We start from the raw sequence: 24,373 nt of genomic DNA on the forward strand, positions 1-24,373 counted from the left end.
GAGCCTATGCGACGCGGGTCGCTCCGGCGAACGGCATTTCCGTGATCGGCGCGATTCGGACGGGGGCGCCCGGACGCGGCGCGTGGATCATCTGTCCGCCGCCGATGTAGAGCCCGACATGGGTGACCCCGGAGTAGAAGAACACCAGGTCCCCCGGGGCGAGTTCGGAGCGGGATACGCGCTGTCCCGCGTTGATCTGTGTGTACGTCGTGCGCGGCAGGGACACGCCCGCGGCACGCCAGGCGGCCTGGGTGAGGCCGGAACAGTCGTAGGCGGACGGCCCGGTCGCCCCCCAGACGTAGGGCTTGCCCAGAGCGCCGTAGGCGAAGTCGACGGCCTGCGCCGCGCGGGCGTTGGGGGCGCTCACGGCGCCGCGCGGGGTGCTGCGGTCCGCGCGTACGGCGCCGCCGCCGTGGGACGCGTCGGCGGAGCGCTCGTAGTCGGCACGCTGCGCGGCGGTGAGGGTGGCGAGGAGCTTGCGGGCGTCGGACAGCTTGGTGCGGACCGCGTTCTTGTGCTTCTCCAGTTCGGCCCGGCGGGTGGCGAGGACCGAGAGCTCGTCCTCCGCCTCGGCCCGCAGCTGCGCGATGTCGTCGATCTGGCGGCGTACCCCGTTGATCGCGCCCGCCTGGCGGTCTCCCACCCGGTCCTCGAAGGAGGCGCGCTCCAGGTATTCGTCGGGGTCCGACGAGAGGGCCAGCCGGACGGCCGGGTCGATGCCGGCGCTGCGGTACTGGGCGGCGGCGTACGAACCCAGGGCGTCGCGGGCGGCGTTGAGGCGCTCGGTCCTGCGGGCCGCCTCGTCGCGCAGGGCGTCCAGGGACTTCTCCGACGCCGCGGCCTCCTCCTTCGCTCCGTTGTACCGCTCGGTGGCGGTCTCGGCGTCGTGGTACAGCCGGTCCACCTTGCTCCTGACCTGGGCCGGGGTCAGCTGGGGATCGGCCTGGGCGGCACCCTCGAGGGCGGTGGCGGACGCCGCGCCGGCGAGGGCGAGGGTGGCGGCGGTGCGGGCAGCAGGCCCGGTGAACAGGCGCTGCTTGGGCTTGCGGTGAGCGGCGGTGCGATGGGCGGCCACGGGGGTGGTGCGTCCTTCCGTTCGACTGCCCGCCGGGGAGACCGTCGGGCCCGCCCGGGTCCGGCGGCGGGCCACCACAGGGGGGAGTGGCCCGCCGCCGGATTTCCTGGCGGGGTGACCGGGGTGCCGCCCGGTACGGGGGCGGCGGTAACGAATCGGTCACCTGGGACGTGACGCTAAACCCGGGGCACGGGGAAGAGGCGTAATGACAGCTATTGCCCTCAGATGCAGTTTCGTTTCCATGGAATGACCGGGAAATCCAACCGGAGTCCGGCAATTCGCGCAGTCCTCGCGTCAACTCATCGTTAAGTCATACCTGGCTGAAGAGTGCTGATATGGCCGGGGCTAGGCTGCGGCCATGGACGTACTCATCAATGTCTTCGTGGCCTTGCACATCATCGGAATCGCCTCCCTGCTGGGCGGATTCCTCACCCAGATGAAGGCCATGGAGGCGGGCACGGCCCGCTTCGTCCCCGCCATGCTGCACGGCGCGCTCACCATGCTCGTCACCGGTATCGCCCTCGTCGGGCTGAACCAGGCCGACGACCAGCACGTGAACAACGTCAAGATCGGGATCAAGCTCCTGATCCTGGTCGCGATCCTCGCGGTGGTCTACGTGAAGCGCGACGACGAGAAGGCCGGCAAGGGCGCCTTCGCCGCGGTCGGCGGGCTGACCGTCGCCAACATCTTCATCGCCACGCTCTGGACCTGAGCGTCCGCGCGGACGCGGGAGGGGCCCGGGGGATCGTCCCCGGGCCCCTCCCGCGTGTGCGGCCTCCGCGAGCCGTGCGACCGTCGCGCTCCCGCAGGAGCGTGCCTCAGGCCGGGCGCACGCTTCCGTAGATCGGCATGTAGTAGATCGACTCCTCGCGGACGTTCGCACCCGGCTTGGGTGCGTGGATCATCATGCCGTCGCCCTTGTAGATGCCGACGTGGCTGATGTCGTCGTAGAAGAACACCAGGTCACCGGGTTTCAGGTTCGCCGTCGCCACCCGGGTGCCCACCTCGACCTGGTCCCACGTCGTGCGGGGCAGATTCACCCCGGCCGCCTTCCAGGCCGCCTGGGTGAGCCCGGAGCAGTCGTACGAGGACGGGCCCGTCGCCCCCCAGACGTACGGCTTGCCGATCTGGGCGCGAGCGAAGGCCAGGACCTTCTCGGCCTTCGAGGCATAGCCGCTGTCCGAGCCGGTGCCGGAGCCCGAGCCGGCGGCGGTGCCCTGCCCCGCGGTCTCCTCCTTGGCGCGCTCGGACTCCGCCTTGTCGGCGGCGGCCTGCTTCCGGGCCAGGTCCTCGGCCTTGCGCTTGGCCTCCGCCTCCTTCTTGCGCTCCAGCTCGGCGAGCCGCGCCTTCTCCTCGGCGGTCAGCTTCGACAGCAGCGACCGGGCCTCGGTCAGCTTCGTCTGCACCTGCTGCTTGCTGGTGCGCAGCGAGGCCTGCGACTCGGTCAGCGTCTCCAGGCTCTTCGTCGCCTCGACGCGCTTCGCGGCGGCTTCCTTCTGCTGCGTGCGGAACTCGTTGACCGTCTTCTGCTGCTGGCTGGTCATCCGTGCCATCAGCTGGTCCTGGTCGAAGTACGACTGCGGGTCGTCCGCCAGGAAGAACGTCGCCGTCGGGGCGATCGCGCCGCTGCGGTACTGGGCGGCGGCGTAACTGCCCAGCTCGCGGCGCGTCTCGTTCAGCTTGTCGGCGCGCTGGGCCGCCGCCTCCAGGAGCGCGTCCACCTTGGAGCGCTGCTCGGCGGACGCGGACTTCGCCCGGTTGTACTCCTGCGTCGCGGTACCGGCCTGCCGGTAGAGGGCGTCGACCTTCTTCTGTACTTCCTCGATGCTGGGCTTGGGCTCCGCCGGGGCCGCCGTCGCGCTCTGGGTGGAGAGCAGGGTGACGGAGGCGAGCGCCGCGGTCGTGAGACCGACGGCAGGGGTGGTCGTGCGCACCCGGGTGCGCGGCTTGCGATGCGACGCCAAGGCCGGCATCTCCTTCCGTGGACCGCCTACCGGGTTAGCTGTCGGGTTCGGGCGGAACGGAAGGCTGCCCTACGGCCCGGTGGAGACGGGCCGATTCACCCCGGTGATGCGTGTGGGTCCCCGGTTCCGGGCACCTCGCGGAGCACGGATTCGGCGGGGGTGCCCGTGCGGCGTGGTTCGCCTGAAGTGGGTTCGGGACACCCGTCGGAGCACGCTAACCAACCCGTGGTGCTCCTGTGAAGGTTGATGGCCGATATGCCCGATACATTTCCGTGACCTTCTGCGCCGGCCGGTCCGTCGGGCCGGTACAGCCCTCCGGAACTCACGCACCGTGGGCGAGCCGTGCCGGTGAGCGCACGGTGGGGGTCCGTGCGGCCGATCCGGCCCGGGCTGTCGGTGCGGCCGCCTAGACTCGTGAAGCGATGAGCAGCCTCTTTGACGACAGTTTCCTGACCGGCCTCCAGAACGCTGAGGAAGGCCCCCCACCGCCCCCCGAGGAGCACGCGCCCGAGGCGGTGCCGGAGGGCCTGTTCAAGGACGTCTTCGACAGCCCGCCGCCGCCCCGTGACGCGTACTACCGCGACGGTGCCCCGCGGCCCGTCGTCGACTCCGCGGCGCTGCTCGACGGGCTGAACACCGAACAGCGTGCCGCCGTCGTGCACGCCGGGTCCCCGCTGCTCATCGTCGCCGGGGCCGGGTCGGGCAAGACCAGGGTGCTCACGCACCGGATCGCGCACCTGCTCGCCGAGCGCGGGGTCCACCCGGGCCAGATCCTCGCGATCACCTTCACCAACAAGGCCGCGGGCGAGATGAAGGAGCGTGTCGAGGACCTCGTGGGCCCGCGCGCGAACGCCATGTGGGTCATGACGTTCCACAGCGCCTGCGTGCGGATCCTGCGGCGCGAGTCCAAGCTCCTCGGCTTCACCTCGTCGTTCTCGATCTACGACGCCGCCGACTCCAAGCGGCTCATGGCGCTGGTCTGCCGTGATCTCGACCTCGACCCGAAGCGCTACCCGCCGAAGTCGTTCACGGCGAAGGTCTCGAACCTGAAGAACGAGCTGATCGACGAGGAGACCTTCGCCGGTCAGGCCGCCGACGGCTTCGAGAAGACGCTGGCCCAGGCCTACGCGCTCTACCAGGCGCGGCTGCGCGAGGCCAACGCTCTGGACTTCGACGACATCATCATGACGACGGTGCACCTGCTCCAGGCGTTCCCCGACGTCGCCGAGCACTACCGCCGGCGCTTCCGCCACGTCATGGTCGACGAGTACCAGGACACGAACCACGCCCAGTACACCCTGGTGCGCGAGCTGGTCGGCCCCGCCGGTGAGGCCGACGCCCCGGGTGAGCTCTGTGTCGTGGGTGACGCGGACCAGTCGATCTACGCCTTCCGCGGCGCGACCATCCGCAACATCCTCCAGTTCGAGGAGGACTACCCGGACGCCAGGACGATCATGCTGGAGCAGAACTACCGCTCCACCCAGACGATCCTCTCCGCCGCCAACGCCGTCATCGAGCGCAACGAGAGCCGCCGTCCCAAGAACCTCTGGACGAACGCCGGCGCCGGCACCCGGATCGCCGGCTACGTCGCCGACACCGAACACGACGAGGCGCAGTTCGTCGCCGACGAGATCGACCGGCTGACGGACGCCGGGGAGGCGAAGGCGGGAGACGTCGCCGTCTTCTACCGGACGAACGCCCAGTCCCGGGTCTTCGAGGAGATCTTCATCCGTGTCGGGCTGCCCTACAAGGTCGTCGGCGGAGTGCGCTTCTACGAGCGCAAGGAGGTCAGGGACGTCCTGGCCTACCTCCGGGTCCTCTCCAACCCCGAGGACACCGTCCCGCTGCGCCGCATCCTCAACGTGCCCAAGCGCGGCATCGGCGACCGGGCCGAGGCGATGATCGACGCACTGTCCCTGCGCGAGAAGATCTCCTTCCCGCAGGCGCTGCGCCGGGTCGACGAGGCGTACGGGATGGCGGCGCGCTCGGCCAACGCCGTGAAGCGGTTCAACACGCTCATGGAGGAGCTCCGCACGATCGTGGAGTCCGGCGCGGGACCGGCGGTCGTGCTGGAGGCGGTCATGGAGCGCACCGGCTACCTCGCCGAGCTCCAGGCCTCCACCGACCCGCAGGACGAGACGCGTATCGAGAACCTCCAGGAACTCGCCTCCGTCGCCCTTGAGTTCGAGCAGGAGCGGGCCGAGGACGAGGGCTCCGGGACGCTCGCGGAGTTCCTGGAGAAGGTCGCGCTGGTCGCCGACGCCGACCAGATCCCCGACGAGGACGAGGACGGCTCCGGCGTCGTCACGCTGATGACGCTGCACACCGCCAAGGGCCTCGAATTCCCGGTGGTCTTCCTGACCGGCATGGAGGACGGCGTCTTCCCGCACATGCGCGCGCTGGGGCAGGTGAAGGAGCTGGAGGAGGAGCGCCGGCTCGCCTACGTGGGCATCACGCGCGCCCGCGAGCGCCTCTTCCTCACCCGGGCGGCGATGCGGAGCGCCTGGGGCCAGCCCGCGTACAACCCGCCCTCGCGCTTCCTGGAGGAGATCCCCGACCAGCACCTGGAATGGAAGCGCAAGGGGCCGATGGCCGCTCCGGCGGGCCCCACTTCGGGGATCACGTCGTCGCTGTCCTCGTCGCGCTCGAAGTCCGGGCCGTCGGGATTCGCGACGCGGCGCACGTCGGAGAAGCCCGTGGTCACCCTTGTGGCGGGGGACCGGGTCACGCACGACCAGTTCGGGCTGGGCACGGTGACCGCCGTCGAGGGGTTCGGCGACCAGGCCAAGGCGACGGTCGACTTCGGCGACGAGCGGCCGAAGAAGCTCCTGCTGCGCTACGCGCCGGTCGAGAAGCTCTGACTCAGTTCGGGTTGAGGCCGTGGCTGCGGAGCCACGGCATCGGGTCGATCGCCGAGCCGCCACCGGGCCGTACCTCGAAGTGCAGGTGCGGGCCGGTGGAGTTGCCGGAGCTGCCCGAATAGGCGATGACGTCGCCCGCCTTGACCGAACCCGACCGGATCTTGGTCGTGCTGAGGTGGCAGTACCAGGTCTCCGTGCCGTCGGCGGCGGTGACGATGGCCATGTTGCCGTAGGCGCTGTTCCACTGGGTGCGCACGGTGCCGTCGGTGGCCGCCATCACGGGCGTGCCGAAGGTCACCGGGAAGTCGATACCGGTGTGGACGGACATCCAGTTCACCCCGGCCTGGCCGTAGGTGGCGCTGAGGCCGTGCTGCGAGACGGGCAGCGCGAACTTGGGACGCAGGGCCTCGCGGCGGGCAGCCTCCTCCTCGCGCTTCTTCTTCTCCGCCGCCTGGCGCTCCTTCAGGTCGAGGCGCTCCTGGGTGCGGCTGGCACGGTCGGCGAAGTTCTCGGCGTCGGCGTTGAGCGCGGCCAGCTGGGTGTCCAGCGCGTTGTTGGCGACGGCGGTCCGGGTGGTGGCGGTGTCGGCCGCCGCCATCGACGTGGTCTCGTCCTTCGTCTCGTCCGCCCCGCCCACGCCGCCCACGGACGCGGCGGCGATGCCCGCGACGCTCATGACGCAGGCGGAGGGCACGGCGACGGTGAGGAGCGCGGAGCGCTTCGCGGGAGTGCGACGGCGTCCCCGGCCGCCCCCGCGCGTCGCGGAGCGGGTCACGGGGCGCGCGGCGGCGGACCCGGCGCCGGCCGTCAGGCCGACGACGTCGGGGATCTGCTCGGCGGCCTCCGCGTGGAGATCCCCGTCGTGGTCGTCGGTGTGCACGGCTCCGGCGTCGTGGACGGCCGTCTGCGCGAGGTCGTCGGCATAGGCCGCGGGCACGTCGTAGGCGTCGGGCTCCGGGGCGTACGGGTCGTCCTGCCCGCCCTGCGCCGTCGCGGTCTCGTCGTGCGAGCCGGGCATGTCGTAGGAGACGGCGGTGTCGTGCGACCCGGTGAGGTCGTGCGCGGCGAACTCGCCCGTCTCGTAGGAGTCGTAGGGGGACGCCTGGTGTTCGTACGCGGCATACGACGTCTGTTCGGGAGCGTACGCGGTGCTCCCGGGCGTGGCGCCGGTGTTCCAGGCGGTGGCGTCGTACGTGCCGGTCTCGGGTGCCGTGTAGCTCTCGTACCCCGCGGTCTCGAAGGCGGGGGCGCTGTACGTCCCGGTCGTGTAGGCCGTGTTCTCGAAGGTCGTGGTGGCGAAGGCGCCGGTGTCTCCCGCGGCCCACTGGTCCGCCGCGCCGGTGTGGTCCCAACCGGCCGTGTCCCACGGGCCCGTCGCGTCGTCGGTGCCGTACTGGGCCGGGACCGACGCTTCGGGCGTCCAGGCCCCCGTGGTGTCGTAACCCTGCTGCGCCTGCGGATGGGCCTGCGCCTGCGGATGGGCCTGCGCCTGCGGATGGGCCTGGAGGCCGTAGGCGTCGTACGTGGCCTGCTGGTGTGCCCCGGTGTCCCAGGCGCCGGATTCGGTGGCGCCGTAGCCGTCGTAGGTGGGGTAACCGCCGCCGTACGTCTCGTGGCCGGCGTCGTGGGGGCCGGTCAGGTTCCCGAAGAGCGGGTCGGTGTCGAAGCTGCCGGTGTGGGTGTCGTAATCGACGTACCCGGCGTGGGGGTGCTGGTCGTTCACCAACTTCTCTCTCGCCTCGGCAGCAGGACCTGTTCCGGGGGCCGGTGAGGGGACCCCGGGGTGAGCAGTGGCCGCGACTGTACCCGGCGGTACGCGAGGACGACAATCTTCGGCGGTCTCCGGCCGCACAGGAAACGGGCAATCGGCCGCCTTTCGGCGGACCGGCGACGCATGTTTGGCCCTATGTTCGAAACTCGTTCTATTCGATGGGGGAGTTAGGACCCTTTCGTCGCACCCGGTCAGGCGGCGGAGGCCGTTGTGGGGGTGCTGATGACCGTTCCGTCGGACTCCAGCGCCTGGCGGATCGCGGACGCGACCGCCGGATGCACGGGCAGCGCCAGATGGCCGATGCCTGTGACGCGCACGTTCACGGCGTCCAGGTCCGGGTGGTCCACACAGGCCGTCTCCACCGGGAGGATCACCCTGTCGAGCTCGCTCCAGAAGCTGACGAACCGTGTGCGGCAGCCGGGAGCGGGGTGGCGCAGCTCCTCGATCAGATCCGATCCGCTGCGCATCTGCCGGACGATGGGGTGGGCGCCGGCCAGCGGTGCGACGGCGGTGCCGCCGTGCGGCGTGCCGAGAGTGACGAGGGTGCGCACCCGCCGGTCGCCGCCCAGCCGCTGCACGTAGTACCGCGCTATCAGACCGCCGAGACTGTGGCCGACGATGTCGACCTCGTGCTGCCCGGTGCGGGCGCAGATCTCCTCAACATGGCGGTCGAGGAGTTCGGCGGCCGTACGGATGTCGCAGGTCAGTGGCGAGTAGTTGAGTGATTCCAGATGGTGCCAGCCGTGCCGGGCCAGGGAGCGGCGGAGCAGCACGAACACCGAGCGGTTGTCGATGAAGCCGTGCAGCAGGACCACCGGAGGACGCTCACCGATCGTCGACGGGAGGGGCGTCGTACCCGCCGAACGGGTGATCCGGTCGGATGCGGGGCCGGGGCGATCCCGATCCGGTGCCTCGGGGCGCGGATCCGGAGCGGCGGCAAGGGCCTCCTGGTCCGTGTCCCCGTCCCGCATGGTCTGCGGGGGCGCCTCGATGCCGGGGCCGTCGTCGGAGCTGTCGGCGCCGTCGTCGGAACCCGGGGAGCCGGAGGGGGTGGGGGAGGGGGAGGGCGCGTGGCCGGCGCCCGCACGAGCGCGCGCCGGGGGCGTCCTGCGCTCCGGAGTGAGCCCCGAGGGGTAGATGAGCACATGACCGGCCAGGATCACCAGCTCCAGCGCCGTTGCTCTGACCAGGGCGGAGGAGAGCCAGGCAGGGCGCGGGCACAGCCTGGGTGACAGTTGGGGTAGGAAGGACAGGACCTTCATCGGCCGACCTCCTGCACTGGCATGCGGGGGAGGCGGCTCCGTGCCCCGCACGCCCTCACGGGGACCGCGGCCGAGTGACCCGGCGGCCGTGTGACGGGCCGGAGCCGGGGGCCGCACCACCGTGCCGTGCGGCTGACGGCGCGGTGGTGCGGCGACCTCGAAGCGGCTCCCCCGGCGCCGTGCCCCGCGCGGCCCGTGAGCCACTCGATGCGCGGAACGGCGCCTGGCGAACATGTCCCATGTGTGATTTCCCCCTCCCGGTCCACCGCGAAACGACGCCGTGCGGGATGCTGTGGATAACGTTCGTTCACATCCCCGGCCCTTCAGGCACGGGAGACGCATGTGGAGGCAGTGATGGGTGTGACCGGTCCGATCCGTGTGGTGGTTGCCAAGCCGGGCCTCGACGGCCATGACCGAGGCGCCAAGGTGATCGCGCGTGCCCTGCGGGACGCGGGCATGGAGGTCATCTACACGGGGCTCCACCAGACCCCCGAGCAGATCGTGGACACGGCGATCCAGGAGGACGCCGACGCCATCGGGCTCTCGATCCTCTCGGGTGCGCACAACACGCTCTTCGCCAAGGTCATCGAGCTGCTGAGGGAACGCGACGCCGAGGACATCAAGGTGTTCGGCGGCGGAATCATCCCCGAGGCGGACATCGCGCCGCTGAAGGAGCAGGGCGTCGCGGAGATCTTCACGCCCGGTGCGACGACGACCTCGATCGTCGACTGGGTGAACGCCCACGTCCGCCAGCCCGCGGAGGCCTGACCTCGGAGGGCGGCCCCGCGGGGGCGTGACCGGCGCGGCCGGGCCATGAGGGGCGGCGGCGCTTCGCGGGGACGGGGACGGGGGCGGGGTCATTCGCGGGGGCGGGGGCAGGTCTGCGGACGGCGTGCCGTGCGGACGGGGGCAGGTCTGCGGACGGTGTGTCGTGCGGACGGGAGAAGGTCGTGCGGACGGTGCGTCGTGGGATGGGGCGGCCCACGGGACCGGACCGCGGTGACCATGGCCGGATCGTGGTGACCGTGGCCGGCTCGTGCGAGGGAGTTCCGTGGTGTGCTGCGACTCCTGGAGCCTCCTGGGCGTGCCCGGTTCCGCTCCGGGCGTTCCGTTGGGCCCGGCCGGAGAGTTCAGTCCGCGCCCGGGGCGAGCTCGGCGTCCATGGCCGCGCGCAGGCGCAGCGTGGACACCAGGCGCTGGAACGCCTCCGACCAGTAGCCGCCCGCGCCCGGTGAAGCGCCCTCCGGTTCGGCCGGGGTCGTGGTGAGCACGTCGAGCCGGCCCGCCTCGGCAGGGTTCAGACAGCGCTCGGCGAGGCCCATCACCCCGCTGAAGCTCCACGGATAACTCCCCGCGTCCCGGGCGATGTCGAGCGCGTCGACCACCGAGCGGCCGAGCGGCCCCTCCCAGGGAACCGGGCAGACACCGAGCAGCTGGAACGCCTCGGACAGGCCGTGCGCGGCTATGAAGTCCGCCACCCAGAGGGAGCGTTCGGCCGGGGGAAGGGTGGAGAGCAGCGTCGAGCGCTGGGCCAGCGAGGCCGTCCCCGGGCCGTTCGCCGGAGGCGTCGAAGGGGTGCCGAGCAGTGCTCGTGCCCACTCCGGGTCCCGCTGCCTGACGGCCGCCCGGCACCAGGCCGCGTGCAGGTCCCCGCCCCAGCCGTCCGCGACTGGGAGCGCCACGAGCTCGCGCGCTCCACGGCCGCCGAACCTCTCGCACCAGACGCCCAACGGCGTCGCCTCCACCAACTGTCCCAGCCACCACGAGCGTTCGCCGTGCCCCGAGGGTGGCACCGCCACGACGCCGTCGCGTTCCATCCCCGTGTCGCACTCGTGGGGTGCCTCCACGGCTATCGCCAGCGCGTCCCCCGTGCGGTCGGGGTTCACACACGTCGTGGCACGGGCGGCCATCCGCCCGGCGAGCGCCGAACCGGGAAGTCCCGACAGCAGCTCGGCGGCCGTCGCGCGTACGTTGCGGCTGCGGTCCGTCAGGGCCGCCTCCAGGAACGCCTCGTCGGCATCCGACAGGCCGGCCCGCAAGGAGTCGACGAACATCAGCCGGTCCTCCGCCCGTTCCGTGGACCAGGTCCCCGCGAGCAGGGACCGGGCCGCACCGGGATCCCGCTCCCTGAGCGCCCCCAGCAGTGCCACCCGCTCCGCGAAGAGCCCGTCCGCCCAGAGGCGGCGCACCGCCTCCGGATCGGTGGTGTCCGGCCGGTGCGCACCCCGGGCCGTGGCGCGCAGGGCGAACCTCCACTCCGGGTTCAGGCCGGCCAGCCAGAGCCCGCGCGGTCCCGCGAACGCCAGGACGTGGGTGCGCAGATCGGTGCGCGCCCGTGCCGCGTCGAGCAGAGCGGGCAGCAGTTCCGCCGGTGCCCGGTAGCCGTGCGCCTCTGCCGAGGCCAGCCACTGGGGTATCAGCTCGGTGAGGTCGGGAGCCGTACCCCGCCGTCCACCGCCCGGCGGCGCCGACCGGTCCGCGAGCAGCTGGGCGAGACGGCGTCGGGCGGCGGCGGGCAGAGGCGGCCGGGGGTCGGCGGGTGCGGGAGCCGGCGGCGCGGCTCCAATGGCCGGACGGAGCGCGGCCCGCCGCCGCACGGTGTGCAGGGCCGCGAGGTCCAGCAGGGCGGCCGGTCCGGCGGGATCTCCGCTCTCCGCCGTCAGCGGCCGACGGTCGGTGCCGAGGAGCGCCGAGGTGACGAGGTCCTCCCAGGAAGCGTCCATCGGCGCTCGGGCCGTCGTCTGCGTGGTGGACATCGAGGTCTCCTCCAGTCCGGTTTCTCCGGGATCGCGGATGGTGGGCGTGCGGGGCGCCGTACGGGTACCGGGCGGCCCGGGGATCAGAGGAGTGCCACGGGCTCCCTCGCGCCGAGGCCGTCCGAGGTGCCCGGGGGCCAGGCCGCGAGCGGCTCGAAGCCCCGGTGTCCGCATGCTCCGAAGACCGTCAGTGGCAGGCCGCCGGAGAGGGCCACGAGTTTCCACAGGCCCGGCCGTGACAGTGCCGGGCCGGCGACCGGCAGTGCGGTCGAGTCCGCGCCGACCAGCCGCCAGCCCTCCGCGGCCGGGGCGGGAACGACCTCGCCCAGCACGGCGGGCCAGGCGTCCAGCCAGGGATCGTCCCGCAGCGCCCGCCCGTACGCGGCGAGTGCGTCGGCCGTCGTGCCGCCCGGGGGAGGGGACGGATCGGCGTACGGCTCCCCGAACCGTCGCCCGAGCTCGCCTCTCAGCCGGCCGCCGCCGGGGTAGGGCGTGACCTCCGCGTCGATCACGCTGCCCACCGGCAGCGCCAGGTCCGGGGTGCGTCCCGCGGCGCCGTAGGACAGCAGCAGTGCCGTGCGACCGGAGGCCCTGCCGTGCAGCCAGACGCGGCGGGTGACGATCCGGGCGTCCGGCACGTCGTACTGCGCGAGTACCAGCCAGTGGTCACGGACGGCCGGTCCCTCGGCGGAGGCCGTCAGCCCCACCCTCGTACGCACGGTCGCGGCCAGGGGCGCGGGCAGTCGGCCGAGGCCGAGCCAGGCGGTGTCCAGCAGGTGCAGCAGGGCGCACTCCTCCAGCATCCGCGCGGGCCAGCCGGCTCCCGACGCGGGCACCTCGCCCAACTCCCTCACCCGGTGCGCCAGTCCGGGGGCCTGGGCGTCGACCATGCGGGCTGCCGTCTCCTCCCACAGCGGGTTTCCGGGATCCTGCGCCGCCGCGAGTCCGCCGCGCAGCAGATCAGTGAGGCGCTGCTCCAGATCCTGGGCCCCGCCCGTGATGCGCCCGGCCCTGCGGTCGGCACGCCGCCGCGCGGCGCGCGCCCGGTCACCTGCTCCGTCGTCGACCTTCGCTCCCGGGCCCGCCGCGGCACCGGGGGCCCCGTCCGCCGCGATCCCCCCGCGGACACCCGTCAGCCACTCGGCGACCCACGCCGGCGGCTCCGCGCTCCGCCGCAGCACGGGCCGGTCCCCGGCATGGAGCGCGAGCAGCTCCAGCGCGTGCGGGCAGGGCGGCTGCGACGACGCACAACCGCAGGTGTACGCACCCTCGTCGAGGTCGGCCGCGGTGCGGTGCGGTGGGCCCTCGCCCGTCGCGCGCAGCCCCCACACGACCCCGGTGCCGACGGTGCCCGCGCCGGACCACAGGCGCTCCGAGCCCGCGACGCGCACCGCATCGCGCGACGCCTCGTCAGAAGCCGTAGCAGGCACCTCGTCCACGGTCCGGCGTGCACCGTGCCCCGCGGTGCGCGCTGGTTCCTCCCCCTGTGAAAGCAGCATGGCACCGACGGTAGGACGCCCCACTGACAATGGGCTCCGACCTGCGGTTCTCCCGCGGTGCGCAGCCGCTCGGGCGCGTCGGGGACCGGTCCGCGAGCTCACCGGTCCGCGATTCACCGGTTCCCGAACCCACCGGTCCGCGATTCACCGGTCGGAGCCGACGGGACACCGGCCACGACGACCGGTTCCGCCGCGGCGAACTCCCGGCGGCCGACGGGCCGGACCGAGTGCCGGTTCCGTTTCGGCCGACGGGCCGTACCGGTGGTGCGTGCCGCGCCGGCCGACTGACCGGGCCGATTGTCAGTGCCGTGGTGCACGGTGGAAACCGCATCGGTCCGACCGATCCGGAGGGGGAGCCATGACCGTGTCCGCGCAGTCCGGGACAGCCGCAGACCGAGTAGCCGGCCACGTACTGAGACCGCACGCCGAGCACGACTTCGCCGACGAGCTGAAGGCGCTCGCGGCGGCCGACGACCGCCCGAGGCCCGCCCGTTGGAAGCTCTCGCCCTGGGCCGTCTCGACCTATCTGCTGGGCGGAACGCTCCCCGGGGGCGTACTGATCACCCCGAAGTACGTGGGTCCGCGCCGTCTCGTCGAGGTCGCCGTGACCACGCTCGCCACCGACCGCGCCCTGCTGCTCCTCGGCGTGCCGGGCACCGCCAAGACCTGGGTCTCCGAGCATCTCGCGGCCGCCGTCAGCGGGGACTCGACCCTCCTCGTCCAGGGCACCGCCGGGACCCCCGAGGAGGCCGTCCGCTACGGGTGGAACTACGCACAGCTGCTCGCCGCCGGGCCGAGCCGCGAGGCCATGGTGCCGAGCCCGGTCATGCGGGCCATGGCCGAGGGCATGACCGCCAGGATCGAGGAGCTCACCCGCATACCGTCCGACGTGCAGGACGCGCTCATCACCATCCTGTCGGAGAAGACGCTCCCGGTGCCCGAGCTCGGACAGGAGGTCCAGGCCGTCCAGGGGTTCAACCTGATCGCCACGGCCAACGACCGCGACCGCGGGGTCAACGAGCTGTCCGGGGCGCTGCGCCGCCGGTTCAACACCGTCGTCCTGCCGCTGCCCGCGACCGCCGAGGCCGAGGTGGACATCGTGTCCCGGCGGGTGGCCCGGATCGGACGCTCCCTCGGACTTCCCGCCGCCCCGGACGGCATGGCCGAGATCCGGCGCGTCGTCACGGTCTTCCGTGAACTGCGCGACGGCATCACCACGGACGGCCGCACCAGGCTCAAATCCCCGTCCGGCACGCTGTCCACCGCCGAGGCCATCTCCGTCGTGACCGGCGGCCTCGCGCTGGCGGCCCACTTCGGCGACGGCGTGCTGCGCCCCCACGACGTGGCGGCAGGGATCCTCGGCGCCGTCGTCCGCGACCCCGCCGCCGACGGAGTGATCTGGCAGGAGTACGTGGAGACCGTGGTCCGGGAGCGGGACGGCTGGAAGGACTTCTACCGCGCCTGCCGGGAGGCCTCGGCATGACGCCCCGGGCGCCGGTTCCCGCCGCGCCCCGGGGGCCGCTGCTCCTGGGCGTGCGCCACCACGGCCCGGGCTCCGCCCGCGCGGTCCTCGCCGCCCTGGAGGAGGCCCGCCCGAGGGCGGTGCTCGTCGAGGGTCCCCCGGAGGGCGACGCGCTGCTGCCGCTCGCCGCCGACGACGGAATGCGCCCGCCCGTCGCGCTGCTCGCGCACGCCGTCGACGACCCGGGGCGTGCCGCGTTCTGGCCGCTGGCCGACTTCTCGCCCGAGTGGGTGGCGATCCGCTGGGCCCTGGCGCAGGGCGTCCCGGTGCGCTTCATGGACCTGCCGGCGGCCAACTCCCTGGCCATGAGCGGCCGTCCGGAGGACGGAGCCGACGCGCAGGGCGACGTGGACGGGGAGGGCCGGGGGATCGACCCCCTCGGGATCCTGGCCGCGACCGCGGGTCACGACGACCCCGAACGCTGGTGGGAGGACGTCGTCGAACACCGCGGGCAGGCCGGCCCGCAGGCCGACGCCCGCGCCCCGTTCGCCGCGCTCGCCGAGGCGATGACGGCGCTGCGCGAGGCGTACGGCGACGGGGGACATCCCCAGGACGCGGTCCGGGAGGCGTACATGCGCCTCCGGCTGCGGGCCGCCCGCAAGGAGTTCGGGGACGACATCGCCGTGGTGTGCGGCGCCTGGCACGTCCCCGCGCTCGCCGCGAGGACGACGGTCGCGGCCGACCGGTCACTCCTCAAGGGGATGGAGAAGGTCAGGACCGAGCTGACCTGGGTGCCGTGGACCCACCGCAGACTCGCCCGGCGCAGCGGATACGGCGCGGGCATCGAGTCCCCCGGCTGGTACGCGCACCTCTTCGGTTCCCCCGACCGGTCCGTCGAACGCTGGATGACGAAGGTGGCCGGACTCCTGCGCGAAGAGGACCGGCCGGTGTCGCCGGCCCATGTCATCGAGGCGGTGCGGCTCGCGGAGACCTTGGCCGCCCTGCGGGAGCGGCCCGCCGTGGGTCTCGCCGAAGCCACCGACGCGGTGCGGGCCGTCATGTGCGAGGGCTCCGACGTGCCGCTCGCCCTGGTGCGGGACAGGCTGGTCGTCGGCGAGGCCCTCGGCGAGGTGCCGGACGGCGCCCCCGCCGTCCCGCTCCAGCGGGACCTGGCCGGACAGCAGCGCTCGCTCCGCCTCCGGCCGGAGGCGGAGCCCCGCGACCTCGAACTCGACCTGCGCAAGGACAACGACGCGGCGCGCAGCCGGCTGCTGCACAGACTCCACCTCCTGGGAGTGGCCTGGGGCGAGCCCGTCGCCGGCCGGGGGAGTACGGGCACGTTCCGGGAGACCTGGCGGCTGCGCTGGGAGCCCGAGCTCTTCGTACGGGTCGCCGAGGCCGGGGTGTGGGGCACCACCGTGCTCGCCGCCGCGACGGCGAGGGCCGAGTCGGACGCCGTGTCCGCGCCCTCGCTCGCGGCGGTCACCGCGCTCGCCGAGCGGTGCCTGCGGGCCGGACTGCCCGCGGCGCTCTCCGTCGTGATGCGGGCGCTCGCCGACCGGGCCGCCCTCGACGCCGACGTCGGCCACCTCGCCGACGCCCTGCCCGCCCTGGCCCGTTCCCTGCGGTACGGAGACGTCCGGTCCACAGGCACCGCGGCTCTCGCGGCGGTTGCCGCCGGAATCGCCGAGCGCGTCTGCGTGGGCCTGCCGCCCACCTGCACCGGCCTCGCTCCGGAGGGCGCGGCGCAGGCGCAGGAGAGGCTGGACGCCGTGCACGGCGCGATCGGACTGCTCACCGACGCCTCCCGGACGGACGGGCTGAAGGACCGGTGGACGGTGACCCTGCGGAGGCTCTCGTCGAGGGACGCGGTCACCGGACGGGTCCGCGGCCGCGCCACCCGCTTGCTCCTGGACGAAGGACGGGCCACCGAGGAGGGGACGGCACGGCTGATGAGCCTGGCGCTGTCGCCCGGCACACCGCCTGCCGACGCGGCGGCGTGGATCGAGGGCTTCGCCGGGGGAGCCTCCGGCGGGGGCATGCTGCTCGTCCACGACGAACGGCTGCTCTCCCTGGTCGACGCCTGGCTGACGGGCATACCGGCGGAGACGTTCGTCGACGTACTCCCTCTGCTGCGACGCACGTTCGCGGCCTACGAGCCCGCCGTGCGGCGGTCGTTGGGCGAACTCGTCCGGCGCGGGCCGGACCGCGGCGGCGCGGGCGGGGAGAGCAGGGCGTTCACACCGGGCTTCGGCCACCCGCCCGACGGGGAACGGGCGGACGCCGTGGCGCCGGTGGTGCGACTGCTCCTCGGCCTGGACACCCCGGAGGGGCGGGTGGCGGCGGGATGACGGGGCACCGCGCTCACCCGGGACCGGCGGAGCACGTACGGGAACAGGAAGCGGAGCACGTACGGGAACAGGAGCCGGCCATGGCAGCCGCATCCCAGGAGCACGAGAGGCTTCGGCGCTGGCGCCTGGTGCTCGGCGCGGACGGCGCCGAGGGCACCGGACACCCGCTCACGGGCCGCGACGCGGCGATGGACGGCGCGCTGACCTCGCTCTACGGCGGTGGGCGGCCCGGCGGACGTGGCGGATCCGAGCGTTCCGCGGGCCTCGGGGCGTCGGCCCCGTCAGCGGCCCGGTGGCTCGGTGACATCCGGACGTACTTCCCGGTCCCCGTCGTGCAGGTCATGCAGCGTGACGCGATCGACCGGCTCGGGCTGTCCGCCCTGCTGCTGGAACCGGAGATGCTGGAGGCGGTCGAACCCGACGTCCACCTCGTCGGCACCCTCCTCTCCCTCGGCAAGGCCATGCCCGAGACGACCAGGGAGACCGCCCGGGCGGTCGTCCGCAAGGTCACCGAGGACCTGGAGCGTCGCCTCGCCGCCAGGACGAGGGCCGTGCTCACCGGCGCGCTGGACCGCTCGGCGCGGACCCGCCGGCCGCGGCGGCCGGACATCGACTGGGACCGCACGATCCGGGCCAACCTCAAGAACTACGTGCCGCTTCCCGGGCGGGGAGGGGCCGGCACGGTGATCCCCGAGCGCCTCATCGGATTCGGGCGCTCCGGCCGGTCGGTGGAGAAGGAGGTCATCCTCTGCGTCGACCAGTCGGGTTCGATGGCGTCCTCCGTCGTCCACGCGTCCGTCTTCGGCGCGGTCCTCGCCTCCATGCGCAGCCTGGCGACGAGGCTCGTCGTGTTCGACACGTCCGTCGTCGACCTCACCGACCAGCTCGACGACCCCGTCGACGTCCTGTTCGGGACGCGGCTCGGCGGCGGCACGGACATCAACCGCGCGCTGGCGTACTGCCAGTCGAGGATCACCCGTCCCGCGGACACCGTCGTCGTCCTGATCAGCGATCTCCACGAAGGGGGGATCAAGGACGAGATGGTCCGGCGTGCCGCCGCGATGAAGGCGTCGGGGGTGCAGTTCGTGGCCCTCCTCGCGCTCTCCGACGACGGCGCGCCCTCCTACGACCACGAGCACGCCGCGGCGATGGGCGCCCTGGGCGTTCCCGCCTTCGCCTGCACCCCCGACCTCTTTCCCGAGGTCATGGCCGCGGCGATCGCGAGGAGGCCGCTGCCGGTACCCGACGGCGGCGTGTGAGGCGGCCCGGTGCGGTCCGTCGCAGGTGTCCCGGCTCCGCCGGGCGCCGGGGCGCCGCGGGCGCGTCCGACCGGCGCTGCACCGCGCCGCGCTCCCTCGCGCGGGCCGGCCCGGAGGCCCCGCCGGACGAGGCGTTTTGTCCCCGGGACCCCGGTCACCAGCGCGATCTGTGACCGTTATCACCGCTCAGGTGTGATCTGCAATTTAGGGTCCGACGTGGCGCGGGGATAACCTGCCGGATGGACATGCCGCGTACCCGGTGACCGTGTGCGCCTCCCTTGTGACTGCGCAGTCACGTTGCCCTCGCGGCACGCCCACGCAGATAACGAACCGCGAGACCACTAAAAGGGACGGACGCGCGTGGACCTGTTCGAGTACCAGGCGAGGGACCTCTTCGCCAAGCACGGTGTACCGGTGCTGGCCGGTGAAGTGATCGACACGCCTGAGGCAGCCCGCGAGGCGACCGAGCGGCTGGGCGGCAAGTCCGTCGTCAAGGCGCAGGTGAAGGTCGGTGGCCGAGGTAAGGCCGGCGGCGTGAAGCTGGCCGCGAACCCGGACGAGGCGGTCGCTCGCGCGACCGACATCCTCGGCATGGACATCAAGGGCCACACGGTCCACAAGGTGATGATCGCCGAGCTGTCCCCGGAGATCGAGGCGGAGTACTACGTCTCGTACCTCCTCGACCGCACCAACCGCACCTTCCTCGCCATGGCGTCGGTGCAGGGCGGCATGGACATCGAGGAGGTCGCGGAGAAGACCCCCGAGGCCCTCGCGAAGGTCCCGGTCAACGCCGTCGACGGCGTCGACATCGAGAAGGCCCGCGAGATCGTGGCCCAGGCGAAGTTCCCGGCCGACGTGGCCGAGGGTGTCGCCGAGGCCATGGTGACCCTGTGGGACACCTTCGTCGCCGAGGACGCGCTCCTCGTCGAGGTCAACCCGCTGGTCAAGACGAAGGACGGCCGCATCCTGGCCCTGGACGGAAAGGTGTCTCTCGACGAGAACGCCGACTTCCGCCAGCCCGGCCACGAGGCGCTGGAGGACAAGGCCGCGGCCAACCCCCTCGAGGCCGCCGCCAAGGCCAAGAACCTCAACTACGTCAAGCTCGAGGGCGAGGTCGGCATCATCGGTAACGGTGCCGGTCTGGTCATGTCGACCCTGGACGTCGTCGCGTACGCCGGTGAGAACCACGGCAACGTGAAGCCCGCCAACTTCCTCGACATCGGTGGCGGCGCCTCCGCCGAGGTCATGGCGAACGGTCTCGAGATCATCCTCGGCGACCCGGACGTCAAGTCCGTCTTCGTCAACGTCTTCGGCGGCATCACCGCCTGCGACGAGGTCGCCAACGGCATCGTCCAGGCCCTGGAGCTGCTCAAGTCCAAGGGCGAGGACGTCACCAAGCCGCTCGTCGTGCGCCTCGACGGCAACAACGCGGAGCTGGGTCGCAAGATCCTCTCCGACGCCAACCACCCGCTGGTTCAGCGCGTGGACACCATGGACGGCGCGGCCGACAAGGCCGCCGAGCTCGCCGCGGCTGCGAAGTAAGGGACGAGGGACTCCAACACCATGGCTATCTTCCTCACCAAGGACAGCAAGGTCATCGTCCAGGGGATGACCGGCGCCACGGGCATGAAGCACACCAAGCTCATGCTGGCCGACGGCACCAACATCGTCGGTGGCGTGAACCCGCGCAAGGCGGGCACGACCGTCGACTTCGACGGCACCGAGGTACCCGTCTTCGGGTCCGTCGCCGAGGCGATGGAGAAGACCGGCGCCGACGTGTCGGTCCTCTTCGTGCCGCCGGCCTTCGCGAAGGCCGCGGTCGTCGAGGCGATCGACGCCGAGATCCCGCTCGCCGTCGTGATCACCGAGGGCATCGCCGTCCACGACTCGGCCGCCTTCTGGGCGTACGCCGGTTCGAAGGGCAACAAGACCCGGATCATCGGCCCGAACTGCCCCGGCCTGATCACCCCCGGCCAGTCCAACGCCGGCATCATCCCGGGCGACATCACCAAGCCCGGCCGCATCGGTCTCGTGTCCAAGTCCGGCACGCTGACCTACCAGATGATGTACGAGCTGCGTGACATCGGCTTCTCGTCCGCCGTCGGCATCGGTGGCGACCCGGTCATCGGCACCACGCACATCGACGCCCTCGCGGCGTTCGAGGCGGACCCCGACACCGACCTCATCGTGATGATCGGCGAGATCGGCGGCGACGCCGAGGAGCGTGCCGCCGACTACATCGCATCGAGCGTCACGAAGCCGGTCGTCGGCTACGTCGCGGGCTTCACCGCCCCGGAGGGCAAGACCATGGGCCACGCCGGCGCCATCGTCTCCGGCTCCTCCGGCACCGCCGCGGCCAAGAAGGAGGCCCTCGAGGCCGCCGGCGTCAAGGTCGGCAAGACGCCGACCGAGACCGCCAAGCTGGCTCGCGAGATCCTCGGCGGCTGACCGCCCGAGGCGGCGCCACCGTTTCACCGCGGAAACGGCGCGGGCCCGCACCCTGTCCTCCGACAGGGTGCGGGCCCGCGCCGTTCGTGTGTCCGGGGAACTCCCGCCGTCGGCGTGCCCTCCCGGCGTACGGTCAGGGGAGCAGCGGAACCAGACGTTCCGGCCCGTGCACGAGCTTCTCCCGCAGTGTCTTCTGCAGTTTCAGGTCCTGGGGTGTCAGCCGCTCCGGACCGCCTCTCGGAGGGACGCCGCCCACGCGCTGGGGAGGCGACAGCGGCTGCTCGTACTGCGTGGGGGCCGTGTGCAGCGTGAAGCCCGTCGCCCCGATGAGCACGACGCCGAAACAGATCGCCGCCCGCGTCCAGAGTTCCGCGACGCGCTCGCTGCCCCTGCGCACCGACGGGGCGCCGGGCGGCTGTGGCACGTCCTCGGCCAGCGCGAGAGCGCCGAGCCGCTCCTGGAACAGCGCCGTCCGCCCGCCGGGACCCGTGGGTGCGGCCAGTTCGGGGAGCGACACGGTGAGGGCGGCCCTGGCGTTCAGCAGACGGTTGGCCGCGGCGGGCGTGCTGGCCTCGGTCTCGGCCGCGGTCTCCGGAAGTCCCAGCCCGACACCGTCGTGGAGCAGCAGCGTCCGGCGGTACGAGGGCGGCAGTGCGAGCAGCGCGCCCAGCAGCGCCTTCCTCCCGGGCTCGTCGGGCAGTGCGTCGGGGCGGCGGTGGACGCGCCGCATGCGGTGCCAGGGCGACATCGCGTACTCGTACGCCGCCGCCCGCGCCCAGCCGGCGGGGTCACGGTCCCTGGCCACCTCGGGCCAGCGCTGCCAGGCGATCCGGAACGCGTGCTCGACGGCCTCCCGGGACAGCAGGCGGCGGCCCGTCAGGAGGTACATCTGGCGGGTCAGTCCGGGCGCCGCGAGCTCGTACAGGCTGTCGAAAGCGGCCTCGGGCGTGCGGACCGGCAGCACCGGTGCGGAGGAGCCGGCGTCGCCGTCGGGCGCCGGGGCGGCAGGGCCGGGGTGCCGGGGCGCCGGAGCGGCCCGCACCGAGGACGCGGGCAGGCCGCTTACGGCGGCCGGAGGTCCGGTGGCATCGGCTCCGGGGCCGTTCTCTCTTAGCGCGCGGTCCGGTGACGACGACTCAGGCGCCGCCGCGTCGGGCACCAGATCCGTGGCGGGATCGGCCGGGGCGCCCACGATGGCGCCGGTACCGGGCTCTGTCGGGGACATCGTGCTGCTCCCGGTGGCTTCGACGGCGGAGGGATGCGGCGTGGTGCGGGGGGTGCCGGAGCCGATCAGCCTGGCGTACGCCGTGCGGCGGCGGCCCCGAGGCGTGCTGCGCCCCGTCTCCCAGGCCCGGACGGTGGCGGGCGTGACGCCCATGGCCGCCGCGACCTGCTCCTCACTCAGTGACCTGGCCACGCGCAGCCGCCGGCGCTCCTTGGGGGAGGGCAACGGGGCCGCGCCGGAAGGGTCCGTGACGCTCCGTGTCATGCGCTGCCTCCGTCCCCGATGACACTGCACTGGGTGAAAAAGTACATAAGCGTATATTGAGCGACACAGCGGCTATTCGCCCGTTACACGGAATAAGCGCGTGTCGTTGGCAGCATGGCGGCGTGACCCAAGTGACCGAACGCAGCCCGATGTTGCCTGCCGAGCGGACCAGGTCCGCCGCGCTCGCGTCCGCATGCGCGCGCGGGGCCATCGCCGCAGGGCTCGGACTCGGCTCGCTGGCCGTCCTGGTCATGGCGCTGTGGATCAGCTCGCCGTACCCCGACAGCGGGCCGGACGGCGCCTTCCACGTCGCCACCGGCCTCTGGCTGCTCGCCCACGGCGCCGAACTCGTCAGGACCGACACGCTCGGCGGGCACCCCGCACCCGTGGGCACGGTGCCCCTGCTGCTCGTCGTGCTGCCCGGGTGGCTCGTGCACCGGGCGGCCCGGGACTCCGCGGAGACCGACGGGAAGGTCACGGACAGGCACTCGGCGGTCGGGGCATTCTTCGCGGTGAGCGCCGGCTACCTGCTGGTCGTCCTCGCGGCGGCGGCCTACGGACGGGGTGGAGGGCTGCCCGTCGACCGTGCCACGCTCGCGTTCCCCGTCGTGCCGGTGGTGGCGTGCTCCGCCGCCGCGGGGGTCTGGGCGGCACGGGGACGCCCCGTGACCTCCCTCCTCGTCTGGGCGCCGCTCCGGCTCCAGGAAGCCGCCGCCCGCACCGTCTTCCGGGCGGGCGCCGCAGCGGCACTGCGCTCGGCGGCCGCCGGGACGACGACGCTGCTCGCGGGCGGGGCGCTGCTGGTCGGCGCGGCCCTGGTGTGGAACGCGGGGGCCGCCCGGGCGTCGTTGCTGGGGCTGTCCGGCGACTGGGCCGGCAGGTCCGCCCTGCTCCTGCTGGCCCTCGCGCTCCTGCCGAACGCCGCGATGTGGGGCGCCGCGTACGGCATGGGACCGGGCTTCGCCCTCGGTACGGCGTCCACGGTCACTCCGCTGGCCTTCGCCGGACACCCCGCCCTGCCGGACTTCCCGCTGCTCGCGGCGATGCCGGTGCACGGCCCGGGGACGGCGGTGAACTGGGCGTCGGCCGCGGTCCCGGCCCTGGCCGCCCTGGCCGTCGCCCGCCGCGTCGCGCGCAGTGCGGCCCCCTCACCCGCGGGCGACGACGAGGAGCAGTGGGGCCAGGGGCGGACCGCCCTGGTCGCCGGGCTGGCCGCCGTGGGCTGCGGAGCGGGCGCGGCTGCTCTGGCCGCCGCGTCGGGCGGGCCCCTGGGTACCGGGGCCCTGGCCGAGTTCGGCCCGGTGTGGTGGCTGGTGGGCCCGGCCGCACTCGTGTGGACGGCCGTCATCGGCGTCCCCGGGGCGCTGCTGCTCAGGGCCTGGCGGCTGCGGGAGAACCGGTGGGGATGGCGGCGTGACGGCTCGGGCCGGGCGAAGGCAGCCGCCGAGTCGGCCACGCCGGAACAGAAGCCGGCGGAAGACGACCCGCAAGGACAGCAGCCGCTGGGGAAGGGGGCCGTGGAGGCCGGTGCGGCGAAGGCGGACGAGGACACGTACGACTTCCTGTCCGCCGCTTCCTGGCACGAGGACGGGGCGAGGAAGGCGCGCTGGGCCGCGCTCCGGAAGCGCTCCGGCGGGCTGATGGCGGACTTCCCGGCCGTCCCCGGCCCCGGAGCTGACGGTGCGAAGCCCACGCCCGGCGCGCCCGGGGAGCGTACGGCGGGGCCGGACGCGGCGCCGACCGGTCATGCGGTGCCCGCACACCCGGCGGGGGCGGAGGCGGATGCCGCCCCGGGTGCGGCATCGGGGAATGCACCCGTATCCGCACCCGCACCCGTATCCGCACCCGCACCCGTATCCGCACCCGCACCCGTGTCCGCACCCGGACCCGTGTCCGCACCCGTGGCGGTGCCCGCGGACGGTCTCCCCGTCGACGTCACCGTCGACGACGGCGCGCCGGACCCCTCCGCCGGGTCCACCGCCGAAGCCGGTGCCCCGTCCGCCCCCGCGCAGGCCCCGGCATCTGCGGAGCCGTCCGAGGAGCCGTCCGCGAAGACGCACGCGGAGCCGTCCGAGGAGCCGTCCGTCGCCGAGCCGGGGAAGCCGAGCGGCCCGGGTCCGGACGCCGATCGGCATCCGGACCCGGGCCGGGAGAACGCTCCGTAGCTCCGTGGTGG

General features: G+C 73.2%; 16 protein-coding genes and 1 riboswitch. Of the genes, 9 read left to right on the plus strand and 7 right to left on the minus strand.

Annotated features, from left to right (window positions below; genetic code table 11):
* Nucleotides 1–4 precede the first annotated feature (4 nt).
* Entirely contained in the window at nucleotides 5–1,075 is a 1,071-nt protein-coding gene (locus OHT61_RS19785; protein ID WP_329040101.1) for a C40 family peptidase, read from the minus strand.
* Between the two features lie 358 nt (nucleotides 1,076–1,433).
* On the opposite strand from OHT61_RS19785, the gene OHT61_RS19790 reads away from it, so the two are divergent.
* A complete protein-coding gene (locus OHT61_RS19790) occupies nucleotides 1,434–1,787 on the plus strand; it encodes a hypothetical protein (protein ID WP_329040102.1) in 354 nt (117 codons plus the stop codon).
* A 106-nt stretch (nucleotides 1,788–1,893) separates the two neighbouring features.
* Here the strand turns inward: OHT61_RS19790 and OHT61_RS19795 are convergent, their stop codons facing one another.
* On the minus strand, nucleotides 1,894–3,048 hold the full coding sequence (locus tag OHT61_RS19795; RefSeq protein ID WP_329040103.1) for a C40 family peptidase: 1,155 nt from the start codon (nucleotides 3,046–3,048) through the stop codon (nucleotides 1,894–1,896).
* Nucleotides 3,047–3,205, minus strand: a riboswitch (cyclic di-AMP (ydaO/yuaA leader). It overlaps the preceding gene by 2 nt.
* Before the next feature lie 256 nt (nucleotides 3,206–3,461).
* On the opposite strand from OHT61_RS19795, the gene pcrA reads away from it, so the two are divergent.
* A complete protein-coding gene (gene pcrA, locus OHT61_RS19800) occupies nucleotides 3,462–5,900 on the plus strand; it encodes a DNA helicase PcrA (protein ID WP_329040104.1) in 2,439 nt (812 codons plus the stop codon).
* 1 nt (nucleotide 5,901) lies between these two features.
* Here pcrA and OHT61_RS19805 read toward each other — a convergent pair whose 3' ends face one another.
* A complete protein-coding gene (locus tag OHT61_RS19805; protein ID WP_329040105.1) occupies nucleotides 5,902–7,623 on the minus strand; it encodes a M23 family metallopeptidase in 1,722 nt (573 codons plus the stop codon).
* Nucleotides 7,624–7,862: 239 nt separating this feature from the next.
* Entirely contained in the window at nucleotides 7,863–8,933 is a 1,071-nt protein-coding gene (locus tag OHT61_RS19810; protein WP_329040106.1) for an esterase/lipase family protein, read from the minus strand.
* A 354-nt stretch (nucleotides 8,934–9,287) separates the two neighbouring features.
* On the opposite strand from OHT61_RS19810, the gene OHT61_RS19815 reads away from it, so the two are divergent.
* Nucleotides 9,288–9,701 carry a cobalamin B12-binding domain-containing protein gene (locus OHT61_RS19815; protein ID WP_329040107.1) on the plus strand — a complete coding sequence of 138 codons (414 nt, stop codon included), beginning with the start codon at nucleotides 9,288–9,290 and terminating at the stop codon, nucleotides 9,699–9,701.
* A gap of 362 nt (nucleotides 9,702–10,063) precedes the next feature.
* Here OHT61_RS19815 and OHT61_RS19820 read toward each other — a convergent pair whose 3' ends face one another.
* Nucleotides 10,064–11,689, minus strand: a complete 1,626-nt coding sequence (locus tag OHT61_RS19820) for a DUF5691 domain-containing protein (protein WP_329040108.1) — start codon at nucleotides 11,687–11,689, stop codon at nucleotides 10,064–10,066.
* 83 nt (nucleotides 11,690–11,772) lie between these two features.
* A complete protein-coding gene (locus tag OHT61_RS19825) occupies nucleotides 11,773–13,188 on the minus strand; it encodes an SWIM zinc finger family protein (protein ID WP_329040109.1) in 1,416 nt (471 codons plus the stop codon).
* 358 nt (nucleotides 13,189–13,546) lie between these two features.
* Here OHT61_RS19825 and OHT61_RS19830 point away from each other — a divergent pair, with 358 nt between their 5' ends.
* The 5 genes from OHT61_RS19830 (at nucleotide 13,547) to sucD (ending at nucleotide 20,708) form a co-directional block, all read left to right on the plus strand.
* Nucleotides 13,547–14,671: an ATP-binding protein gene (locus tag OHT61_RS19830; RefSeq protein WP_329040110.1), complete on the plus strand. Its 1,125-nt coding sequence runs from the start codon at nucleotides 13,547–13,549 to the stop codon at nucleotides 14,669–14,671.
* Nucleotides 14,668–17,001, plus strand: a complete 2,334-nt coding sequence (locus OHT61_RS19835; protein ID WP_329040111.1) for a DUF5682 family protein — start codon at nucleotides 14,668–14,670, stop codon at nucleotides 16,999–17,001. The genes OHT61_RS19830 and OHT61_RS19835 overlap by 4 nt, the downstream gene beginning before the upstream one ends.
* Before the next feature lie 80 nt (nucleotides 17,002–17,081).
* On the plus strand, nucleotides 17,082–18,260 hold the full coding sequence (locus OHT61_RS19840) for a VWA domain-containing protein (RefSeq protein ID WP_329040112.1): 1,179 nt from the start codon (nucleotides 17,082–17,084) through the stop codon (nucleotides 18,258–18,260).
* A gap of 360 nt (nucleotides 18,261–18,620) precedes the next feature.
* Nucleotides 18,621–19,802, plus strand: coding sequence for an ADP-forming succinate--CoA ligase subunit beta (gene sucC, locus OHT61_RS19845; protein WP_329040113.1), 1,182 nt, complete (start codon nucleotides 18,621–18,623; stop codon nucleotides 19,800–19,802).
* 21 nt (nucleotides 19,803–19,823) lie between these two features.
* The gene (gene sucD, locus OHT61_RS19850) at nucleotides 19,824–20,708 is read left to right on the plus strand and encodes a succinate--CoA ligase subunit alpha (RefSeq protein WP_329040114.1); all 885 of its coding nucleotides are present in this window, start codon (nucleotides 19,824–19,826) and stop codon (nucleotides 20,706–20,708) included.
* Nucleotides 20,709–20,841: 133 nt separating this feature from the next.
* Here sucD and OHT61_RS19855 read toward each other — a convergent pair whose 3' ends face one another.
* Nucleotides 20,842–22,197, minus strand: a complete 1,356-nt coding sequence (locus OHT61_RS19855; RefSeq protein WP_329040115.1) for a sigma factor-like helix-turn-helix DNA-binding protein — start codon at nucleotides 22,195–22,197, stop codon at nucleotides 20,842–20,844.
* Nucleotides 22,198–22,328: 131 nt separating this feature from the next.
* On the opposite strand from OHT61_RS19855, the gene OHT61_RS19860 reads away from it, so the two are divergent.
* Complete coding sequence (locus OHT61_RS19860; RefSeq protein WP_443049621.1) at nucleotides 22,329–24,362, plus strand: cell division protein PerM; 2,034 nt, start codon at nucleotides 22,329–22,331, stop codon at nucleotides 24,360–24,362.
* The last annotated feature ends 11 nt before the right edge of the window (nucleotides 24,363–24,373 follow it).

Origin of the sequence: Streptomyces sp. NBC_00178 (assembly GCF_036206005.1) — a bacterium.
Taxonomy (GTDB): Bacteria; Actinomycetota; Actinomycetes; order Streptomycetales; family Streptomycetaceae; genus Streptomyces.